This window comes from uncultured Thalassolituus sp. (assembly GCF_950066645.1).
Lineage (GTDB): Bacteria > Pseudomonadota > Gammaproteobacteria > Pseudomonadales > Oceanobacteraceae > Thalassolituus.
On the sequence record NZ_CATMFB010000009.1, the window covers coordinates 156,866 to 165,825 of the forward strand.

Sequence of the window (8,960 nt, forward strand, 5' to 3'; positions counted from 1 at the left end):
CGATTATCACGATGCTTCTGAGTCGAGCCTGTAAATAAATCTGTGTAACTGCCCACCCTATTACAGGTGACCGTTCAGGCGGTCACCAAATTCGATAATAATGCGATTCAATGCCGGCCTCCAATCACGGATCGGCATGGTCCATTTCTTCGAAGCCTGCTGGATCGCCAGGAAAGCCACTTTCAGTGCCGAGTCATCGCTGGGGAATAACTTTCTGCGCTTGGTCGCTTTACGAATCACACTGTTCAGCGACTCGATGGCATTAGTGGTGTAGATCACCTTGCGAATCGCCGGAGGGTATTCGAACAGCGTAATCAGATTGTCCCAGTGGCTGTTCCAGGATCGAGAGATCTGCGGGTATTGGCTGTCCCAGCGTTCGCCAAAGGCATCCAGCGCCTGCCGGGCTTCACGTTCGGTGGCAGACTGGTAGATCTGCTTCAGATCGGCCGTTACGGCCTTGTAGTCCTTCCAGGACACGTAGCGCAGCGAGTTGCGAACCATGTGCACGATACACAGTTGTATCTTGGTCTGCGGATACTCTGCAGCAATCGCATCCGGGAACCCTTTCAGGCCGTCCACACAGGCGGTAAGGATGTCCTCCAGACCAGGGTTTTTCAGTTCCGTCAGTACCGATAGCCAGAACTTCGCGCCTTCCGTTTCAGCCAGCCAAAGGCCAAGAAGCTCCTTCTGGCCTTCCATGTTGATAGCCAGAGCCAGGTACAGGGATTTGTTGATGACGCGTTTATCCTGTCGAATTTTCAGAACAATGCAGTCCAGATAGACGATAGGATAGATCGGATCCAGCGGGCGGTTCTGCCACTCGTGAACCTGCTCGATAACTCGCTCTGTCACCTTAGAGACGAGCGTGGCCAATATATCCGCGTCATACATTTCCTTGAAGGCATCCACGATATCCCGGGTGCTCAGGCCCTTGGCGTAAAGTGCGAGGATTTGGTCATCCATCTGGGTCAGACGGGACTGGCCTTTACGGACGAATTGAGGTTCGAAGGAACCGTTCCGGTCTCGGGGAGCCTGTATCGATACTTCGCCGTGCTGCCCTTTCAGGCGCTTGGCTGAATAGCCGTTACGGCTATTGCCAGTGCCACGGCCTTCAGGAGCATGTTTCTCGTATCCGAGGTGCTCGTCCAGTTCGGCATTGAGGGCGGTTTCAACAGTCAGTTTGATCAACTGTTGAGTAAGAGCTCCGAGATCTTTTTCAGACTTAATGTCTTTGGCCAACTCGGCGGCCATGGCTTTGAGTTTTTTCTTGGTCCAATTGCATACCCACGATGGCATCCTTTTAAAAAGGTTGCTCAGTCGTGGGCAGTTACACAATTTGGTTTACAGGCTCTTATGCTTTCAGCGAGCGGGTGCGCCATAGGTAATACACGACGGGTAATACCAACAACGTTAAAATCACAGCACTCACCATTCCGCCCACCATAGGCGCCGCAATCCGGCTAACAACTTCCGCACCTGTTCCGGAACTGAACATAATGGGCAACAATCCAGCGATAGTGGAGACCGTAGTCATCATTACGGGTCTTACACGAAGTCCCGCGCCCTGTGTCACAGCTTCGAGCAAATCTTCTTTTAATGGTTGCACTCCACGCTCACGACAGGTATCTAACAATTGGTGATATGCTTGGTTAAGATAAGTTAACATGATGATACCTATTTCCACCGTAACCCCCGCCAGTGCAATAAAACCAACCGCAACCGCGACAGAAAAATTATAGCCAAGCAGGTACATCAGCCAGATTGAACCAATTACCGCCAGTGGTAGTGTTCCCAGAATAATGGCTATTTCAGTGAAGTTACGAAAATTCATGTATAACAGAATGATAATGATGGCAAGCGTCAAAGGAACCACATAGGTCAGTTTCTCTTTGGCGCGCAGCATGTATTCGTACTGACCGGACCAGGCCACCGAGTAACCGGCCGGTAAATCCAATTGCTGCTCGACCGTTGCCATGGCCGCTTGTACATAGCTGCCCACGTCCACCCCATCGATATCTACAAAGGTCCAGCCATTCAGCCTGGCGTTCTCGCTCTTGATCGCTGGCGGGCCGTCCTCCACATAGACATTGGCCACATCGGCGAGCGCAATGCGTTGGCCGCTGGGCGTAACGATGGGCAGCAGCGCCAGCTGTTCTGGCGAGTCTCGATAGTCCTGCGGGTAGCGCAGATTGATCGGATAACGCTCCAGCCCCTCAATGGTCTGCGCCACATTCATTCCCCCAATGGCCGTGGCTATTACCTGCTGCACATCAGCAATATTGAGGCCATAGCGCGCCGCCTGTGCACGCTGAATATCCACCTTGATGTAACGCCCACCGGCCACCCTTTCGGAATACACCGAGGCTGTGCCGGGTACATCCTTGAGGATCTGCTCTAGTCGCTGCCCAATCTTCTGAATTTCTCGCAGATCCTCGCCCGCCACCTTGATGCCTACCGGCGTCTTGATACCGGTGGCCAGCATGTCGATGCGAGTCTTGATCGGCATCACCCAAGCGTTGGTTAGACCGGGGAATTTCACTAGCGCATCCAGCTCCTTCTTGAGCTTCTCCGTGGTCATGCCCTCGCGCCATTCCTCTTTAGGCTTGAGCTGAATAAAGGTCTCGATCATGGTCAGCGGAGCGGGATCCGTGGCTGTCTCGGCACGGCCGATTTTACCAAACACGGTTTTTACCTCAGGCACTGTCGCGATCAGCTTGTCGGTCTGCTGCAACAATTCCCTGGCTTTGCCTATCGAGATCCCCGGATAAGTGGTCGGCATATACATCAGATCACCTTCATCCAGATCGGGGATGAATTCACTACCAATCTTGTTAACCGGCCAGATCCCAACGAGGAAAATCACAACCGCCATGGCAAGTGTAATTTTCGGAAAACGCAATACGGTTTTCAGCAGGGGCATGTACCCGGCAATCAGTAATCGATTAACGGGATTCTTGTTTTCCGCTACCACCTTGCCTCTGATGAAATATCCCATCAAAACCGGCACCACTGTGATAGCAAGCGCCGCACTGGCTGCCATGGCATAGGTTTTGGTAAAGGCCAACGGGCTGAACATCCGGCCCTCTTGGGCTTCCAGGGTAAACACAGGTACAAAGCTCACAGTGATAATAAGCAAACTGAAAAACAGCGCCGGACCGACTTCACTGGCTGACGCCGCCACGATTTTCCAACGGTTCTCTGGCGTCAAGGGCGTACGTTCCATATGCTTATGCATGTTTTCGATCATGACAATCGCGCCATCAATCATGGCGCCTATCGCAATCGCAATACCGCCTAATGACATGATATTGGCATTGAGACCTTGCCAATACATCACGGTAAAAGCCGTGAGTATACCTAGCGGCAGACTGAAGACCGCCACCAGTGAGGACCTGACATGAAATAGGAAAATGACACAGATCAACGCCACAATGGCGAGTTCTTCGGCCAGACTTTTCCACAAACTGTCAATGGCGCGAGATATCAGCCCTGAACGATCATAAACGGTTACGATCTCCACGCCATCGGGCAAACCCGCCTTGAGTTTTTCCAGCTTGGCCTTGACCCCATCAATGGTTTTCTGGGCGTTCTCACCGAAACGCATCACCACAATACCGCCCACCACTTCACCTTCGCCGTTCAACTCGGCGATGCCACGGCGCATTTGCGGCCCCAACTCGATATCCGCCACATCCTTGAGCAACAGCGGCGTACCGTTAACATCCAACCCTAACGGAATGTTGGCCAGATCATCGATACCCTGGATGTAGCCGCTGGCGCGCACCATGTACTCGGCTTCGGCCATTTCCACCACCGAGGCGCCCACTTCCTGGTTGCCGCGCTGGATCGCCATCTGAATAAGGGACAGGGGAATACTGAAAGCACGCAGTTTCTCCGGGTTCACTTTCACTTGGTACTGCTTAACCATGCCGCCGAGCGCCGAGACTTCGGAAACACCCGGCACGGTTTGCAGCTCGTATTTCAGGAACCAGTCCTGCAGGCTGCGCAACTGACTAAGATCATGCTTGCCGGTACGGTCCACCAGGGCGTAGAGATAGGCCCAGCCAACTCCGGTAGCGTCCGGCCCCAGTTGCGGCCGGGCGCTAGGCGGTAATGTGGGCGCGACCTGAGACAGGTACTCCAGCACCCGGGAACGTGCCCAGTAGGCATCGGTATCCTCGTCGAAAATGACATACACAAAGGAATCGCCAAAAAAGGAATAACCGCGCACGGTAACCGCACCAGGTACCGACAACATGGCAGTAGTCAGTGGATACGTGACCTGGTCCTCCACCACCTGCGGCGCCTGCCCAGGAAAACTGGTCTTAATAATGACCTGTACATCGGACAGATCGGGAATGGCGTCCACCGGGGTGTTTTTCAGCGAATAGAGACCTATCCCCACCAGCATCAAAGTAGCCAGCAGCACGAAGAAACGGTTACCGACGGACCAACGGATTATCGATTCAATCATGATTGTGCTCCTTTTGATCGTGACCGCCGTGGTTCATGCCCTGGTGTTCGCTGTGCTCCGGCATCGACATATCACCGTGATCCATACCCTCGTGCTGACCGTGATCCATTCCCGCAGGCATGGCATCATTGCCTTGCTCATTGGGAATATGCACTTGGGTAATCTGGTATCCACCACTGTTGTTATTGGTGATCTGCACATGCAGGCGCATTCCCTGTTTGAGCGCATCCATGTCCACAGCCTCAGCGACGGTGAAATCCATGGTCATGGTGGGCCATTGCCAGTCCGGGATGGCCTCGTGCTCCAGGGTCACCATGCGGTGATCCGGCATCAGGCTGTCGATACGTGCAGCCACCCAGACTGAGCGGGAATCAGCGTCTGCCTTTACATCCATTGATTCGCCTTGCTGATCGCGCTTGGCCATGCGCTTGAAGTCCGACGTCTTGCTGGATTCCGAGTCGATCAGGAACTGAGCAGAGGTCACAATGCGCTCCCCTTCTTTGAGTCCCGACTGAATTTCCACCTGCCGTTCGCCCACACGCCCGACCTCAACGGCCACCGATTTGAATTTGCCATCACCCAGCGCCAACACCACGCGCGCCTGGCTGCCGGTACGGATCAGCGCTTCTCGCGGGATTAACAGTGCTTCAGCCCCCGCCTGGGTCTCAATGACCATCTGCGCGAACATGCCCGGCTTGAGGAAGTCGTCCGGGTTGTTGAAATGCACCCGGATTTGCGCGGTACGTGTCTTGGCATTCAAAGACGGATAGACATAGTCCACCTGGCCCAACCAATCCCGACCGGGCAGGTAATCGAGCCGCATCCGCACCTGGTCGCCGGTCTTGACCAGGCTTGCCTGTCGTTCGAACACCTCACCGATCACCCAGATATGCTCCAGTTGGCCGATGATCATCAGACTCAAGCCAGGCTTGACGAACATGCCCTCACGCACCGCGAGATTGTCCAGTACCCCGGACTGCGGCGCGGCAACGGTGATGGTCTGGCTGACCTTGCGGGTTTTACGCAGCCGGTCGATATCTGCCTGAGGTACTTGCAGCGCCAACAAGCGTTCCACGGCAGCGCCGATCAACACCGGATTGTCGCGTTTCAACGCCAACAACAATTCCTCCTGGGCGTTGACCAGGGTGGGTGAATAGAGGGTGTACAGGGGGTCGCCCTGTCTGACCGGATCCCCGGCGGCCTTGACATGGAGCTTCTCGATCCAGCCTTCCACGCGCGGGCTGATATGCACCAGCCGGTTCTCATCGTATTGCACGTAACCGACGGTTTTGACATCCAGATCCAGAGACCCTACCTCAACCGTGGCGGTGCGCACGCCGAGATTGTTGACGACCTCGGGCGATATCTTGACGGTGCCGGCTTCATCCTCTCCGGCGGATTTCTCGTACACAGGGATCAGATCCATGCCCATGGGCGATTTGCCAGGCTTATCGCGCTTGTAGTTGGGATCCATGGGCGCCACCCAGTAAAGTGGCTTGCGTTCTCCGCCGGTTGCTGTCATATCCCTCTCATCGGGGTTGCCGAGCAGCCAGACGCCGGATGCGCCGAGCAGCGCGCCGACGGCCGTGCCCAGCAAGGTTTTGGTGAATGTATTCATGTTGAACCCCTTTAAAACGGTTTCGCCGTCCGTGCATCGTCGAACGACGCCTCGGCGAGCAGGTAATTGATTTGGGCGATGGTCTTCTGCCGATCCACGGCAATGGCGAGCGCGTCGACCTTGGCATTCAATTCGGCAATGCGGGCACGCACGGCTTCGGCAAAGTCGCCGTCGTCGTTGTTGTAGGCGGTCAGCGAAGCTTCTGCCTGCTCAGCCATTTGCGGCAGCAGCTGATCGGCGTATAACGCCTGGCGTTCATCGAGACGCGCCAGTTGCACGCTCGCGGTTTCCAGTTCCGCCATCAGCCGACGACCAAGCAAGTGCTTTTCGGTTTTGATGGCCTCGGTTCGATTGACGGCGGCGCTGACTTCCTTGTCCTGCCGGTTACCGGTGAAAATGGGCAGGTCGAAGTTCACGCCTATGGAGAGCAGATCCGCCCGGTCGCGCCCCATGGGATCGTTGTCGCGATAGCCGTATTGGGCGGTCAGGCCCCATTCGGGCTTGTATTTCTGCTTGGCCAGATCAACACCGGTTTGCGTGGCATCGATACGCTGATCCAGTGCCCGTAGCGCGGGATGATGGCGGATCCATTCGTAGCGCGTATGCTCGCTGGCCTGCTTAATGGTCGGTGCCGACAACGGCCTGGAAAGAGACTGTGTCGGTAGTACCGGAGCCAGAGGGACAGTGGCAGGCGCGCCGATCCATTCGGACAGGCGCTTCTGTGCGGCTTGCTGTTGCTGCCTGAGCATCGTCAGTCTGTCTTCGAGACGAGTCAGCTCCAACTGCGCGCGAATTACGTCCTGCTGACGTGCCCTGCCCAGCGCCGAGGAGTAACCCGCTTTGGCGGCATCCACCAACTGCTCAAACAGTGCGCGATCCTGTTCGATCAGCCGGATACTCTCCTGCGCCTTGAAGGCTTCCAGCCACAACTGGCTGACCGTAGCGCCTACCTTGGCCCGACGATCCAGCCTTAGTAAGGGATGCTGCTCGGCTAGCTGCTGCTTTTGTCGGCGGGTGAGCGACAGACTGTCACCCCGGGGAAACATTTGGCTGATCCCCACCGACAACTGAGTCATGCCTTCCTGATTGATGTCAAAAGAATCAACAGGGAAACTGCCGGCCATCAGGCTCATTCGGGGATCCGGCAAAGTCGTCGCGGCGGTCGCTTCGTCGGTAAGGGCCTGCTGAGTGTACTGGCTACCGGTGAGCCAGGGATCGGTATCTATGGCGAGGGTTATCGCCTCGTCCAGCGTCAGGGTCTCGGGAAGGGATTGCGCAAAGGCTATGACACTGCCTATACCGAGCGGCAGGATAAAAAGCATGGTGACGAATATTTTCATGGCTGCGCTTCCGGTTGTTGGAGTGGCTGAACCTGTTGAGCCGCGCTCTCGACACTGGCAAACACTTCAGTGCTGCCGTCTTTTTTCATCAGCAGAACCCGGTATGGCATGAACTTGTCACCCACCTCCATACCCGGACTGCCAACGGGCATGGCGGGCACTGTCAGCCCAATCCCGTCGGCTGGCGGATTAGCCAGAAACTGATGAATATAGCGGGCCGGGATATGCCCCTCAAAGGCATAGCCTTGTGACGACACCGCTGTGTGGCAGGAACGCAGGTTGTTTGCGATTCGATAGCGATCCTTGATGGCGTCCAGATTAGCCGGGTGTTCGACACTGGCCTCAAAGCCCTCGGCTTCAAGGTGATCTATCCATTTTTTACAGCAGCCACAGGTAGGGCTTTTGTAGACGGTAAGCGTTTCAACTGCACCAGCGGATGGGTCAGATGTTTTTGGGTTTTTAGGCCCATCATTACAGGCCGCGATCAAGGGCAGCGTCAACAGCCCCAACACCAAGCCCGTTAATTTAAATCGATACATAGTTGCCTCCGAAGACAATTGAATATTTGCCGCTAATGGTGCCCGGCGTCATCGGCGTCGCGCGCGGTCAGGATCTGGTATTGCTGCGGCGACAACTCGGGTAGGCGCTGCAGGAACGCCACCATGTTCCAGATACGCTGATCGTCATGACCCGGCCCCCAGGCCGGCATCCCGGAAGCCTTGATGCCATGTTTAATAATCCAGAATTGTCGCTTAATGGCCTCGTCATCATTATCAGTGTCACCGGCATGCTCATGCCCATGCCTATCACCCGTCAGTGTTAGATTGGGCGGCGCGGGATACAGCCCCAGGGTAAAATCACTTTCGGTCTTGCCCGGTTTGAGATGGCAGCCGGTGCACATGTCGTTGTAGTCGGCGCCGCCTGCCAGCAAGCGCTCGGACGAATTCAGGTCGGTCGGCACCTCGATGTCGTTTGATGCGCGGGCGATGGATCGCTCGCGCAGGGTTTCCAGCGCCCAATAAGTCAAGTCGTTGTGATGGTCATCGGCTCCCATCGGATAGAGACCCGAATAGAGGAACCCCACACCGGTCACCGCCGCCACGCCTGCCGCAACGGCGAGGCATTTAAAGCAGGATAAAAACTTAAAGGACGTCATGTTATCTCCTCAGGAATGGCTACCCGTTATTTTTTGTGCTGGTGTTTGGCCGGCTTTTTTTCATCGGATTTTTCGTCATGGTTACCGTGATCGGTATGGCCCTTGTCCCCATGAGCTTCATGCGATCCTTCTTCATCCTTGTGCATGGCCTTCATGCATTTTTTCATCATAGCCTGCATAACCGGGTCCTTCATGTCCATTTTGGAATGATCCATGTCTTTCATGGCCGCACAGTCCGGCGCCTGCGCCTCCTTCATGTGCTCCTTGGGATCGTGGGCCTGGGCTGACAGGGCAAGCAATAATGCCGGCAGGGCGACGAAATAGCTGAGTGATTGGCGTTTCATAATGTGACTCCTAGGTTGTGTTAAAAAC

The 8,960-nt window shown here is 55.4% G+C and carries 7 protein-coding genes; all 7 read right to left on the minus strand.

Features of this window, described 5'->3' with window-relative positions; translation table 11 throughout:
* Positions 1–60 precede the first annotated feature (60 nt).
* From Q1L85_RS10085 to Q1L85_RS10115, 7 genes are read right to left on the minus strand one after another with little or no spacing between them, the layout of a single operon-like run.
* Complete coding sequence (locus tag Q1L85_RS10085; RefSeq protein WP_300425275.1) at positions 61–1,296, minus strand: IS256 family transposase; 1,236 nt, start codon at positions 1,294–1,296, stop codon at positions 61–63.
* A gap of 55 nt (positions 1,297–1,351) precedes the next feature.
* On the minus strand, positions 1,352–4,474 hold the full coding sequence (locus Q1L85_RS10090; protein WP_300433044.1) for an efflux RND transporter permease subunit: 3,123 nt from the start codon (positions 4,472–4,474) through the stop codon (positions 1,352–1,354).
* Positions 4,467–6,092: an efflux RND transporter periplasmic adaptor subunit gene (locus tag Q1L85_RS10095; RefSeq protein WP_300433045.1), complete on the minus strand. Its 1,626-nt coding sequence runs from the start codon at positions 6,090–6,092 to the stop codon at positions 4,467–4,469. The genes Q1L85_RS10090 and Q1L85_RS10095 overlap by 8 nt, the downstream gene beginning before the upstream one ends.
* Positions 6,093–6,103: 11 nt before the next feature.
* The gene (locus Q1L85_RS10100; RefSeq protein ID WP_300433047.1) at positions 6,104–7,432 is read right to left on the minus strand and encodes a TolC family protein; all 1,329 of its coding nucleotides are present in this window, start codon (positions 7,430–7,432) and stop codon (positions 6,104–6,106) included.
* A complete protein-coding gene (locus Q1L85_RS10105; protein ID WP_300425282.1) occupies positions 7,429–7,971 on the minus strand; it encodes a DUF411 domain-containing protein in 543 nt (180 codons plus the stop codon). The genes Q1L85_RS10100 and Q1L85_RS10105 overlap by 4 nt, the downstream gene beginning before the upstream one ends.
* A gap of 32 nt (positions 7,972–8,003) precedes the next feature.
* The gene (locus Q1L85_RS10110; protein ID WP_300425283.1) at positions 8,004–8,588 is read right to left on the minus strand and encodes a cytochrome c; all 585 of its coding nucleotides are present in this window, start codon (positions 8,586–8,588) and stop codon (positions 8,004–8,006) included.
* A 26-nt stretch (positions 8,589–8,614) separates the two neighbouring features.
* The gene (locus Q1L85_RS10115) at positions 8,615–8,932 is read right to left on the minus strand and encodes a hypothetical protein (protein ID WP_062817566.1); all 318 of its coding nucleotides are present in this window, start codon (positions 8,930–8,932) and stop codon (positions 8,615–8,617) included.
* Positions 8,933–8,960 lie beyond the last annotated feature (28 nt).

What these genes read in the sequence shown, in the direction of transcription:
- Q1L85_RS10095 (WP_300433045.1), bottom strand. Translation starts at nt 6,092, where the DNA reads ATGAATACATTCACCAAAACCTTGCTGGGCACGGCCGTCGGCGCGCTG.
- Q1L85_RS10105 (WP_300425282.1), bottom strand. Translation starts at nt 7,971, where the DNA reads ATGTATCGATTTAAATTAACGGGCTTGGTGTTGGGGCTGTTGACGCTG.
- Q1L85_RS10090 (WP_300433044.1), bottom strand. Translation starts at nt 4,474, where the DNA reads ATGATTGAATCGATAATCCGTTGGTCCGTCGGTAACCGTTTCTTCGTG.
- Q1L85_RS10110 (WP_300425283.1), bottom strand. Translation starts at nt 8,588, where the DNA reads ATGACGTCCTTTAAGTTTTTATCCTGCTTTAAATGCCTCGCCGTTGCG.
- Q1L85_RS10115 (WP_062817566.1), bottom strand. Translation starts at nt 8,932, where the DNA reads ATGAAACGCCAATCACTCAGCTATTTCGTCGCCCTGCCGGCATTATTG.
- Q1L85_RS10100 (WP_300433047.1), bottom strand. Translation starts at nt 7,432, where the DNA reads ATGAAAATATTCGTCACCATGCTTTTTATCCTGCCGCTCGGTATAGGC.
- Q1L85_RS10085 (WP_300425275.1), bottom strand. Translation starts at nt 1,296, where the DNA reads ATGCCATCGTGGGTATGCAATTGGACCAAGAAAAAACTCAAAGCCATG.